The organism is Citrobacter sp. VF227 (genome assembly GCF_052950715.1).
The window spans coordinates 1-517 of sequence record NZ_JBRFVF010000255.1 but is presented as its reverse complement, the minus strand read 5'-3'; the positions used below and the strand labels follow the sequence as shown (position 1 = coordinate 517).

General features: G+C 54.0%; 1 protein-coding gene. It reads right to left on the bottom strand.

The window, feature by feature from the left end; all coding sequences use genetic code 11:
• Window positions 1–61: 61 nt before the first annotated feature.
• A complete protein-coding gene (gene hfq, locus ACU8YC_RS26190; RefSeq protein WP_003283098.1) occupies window positions 62–316 on the bottom strand; it encodes an RNA chaperone Hfq in 255 nt (84 codons plus the stop codon).
• Window positions 317–517 lie beyond the last annotated feature (201 nt).

The window sequence follows — 517 nt, the reverse complement described above, 5'->3', positions numbered from 1 at the left end:
AGGTGCACCAGCATAGCCCGCTCACCGCCACCGGGACGTTCGAAGAACAAAGAAACCTACCTCAGTCGTTACCCGACTCGGATTGCTCGGCATCGCCAGCGGTCGGCAGACGCACGGGGCGGCCCGGAACCACGGTGGAAATGGCGTGCTTGTACACCATCTGGCTTACGGTGTTTTTCAGAAGGATGACGAATTGGTCGAAGGATTCGATCTGGCCCTGCAGTTTGATGCCGTTGACCAGATAGATGGAAACCGGGACGCGTTCCTTACGCAGTGTGTTGAGGTAAGGGTCTTGTAGCGAATGCCCTTTTGACATGTGCCGCACTCCTTAGAGGATCTGTTTTCATTAGTGTTCTAAACGTACAACCGACGATCCACTTGTTGAGAATAGACGGTCAATTAGCAGTGTCAGCTCAATATGGAGAGCGATTGCAGGTATTTCAATGCGCGCGGCAGATTGTCGCAGGACAAACTGTCCAGCCAGTGAACCTCCCCCCAGCTTCGCAACCAGGTGAAC

Coding starts and splice junctions, on each gene's coding strand:
- hfq (WP_003283098.1), bottom strand. CDS start 316: ATGTCAAAAGGGCATTCGCTACAAGACCCTTACCTCAACACACTGCGT.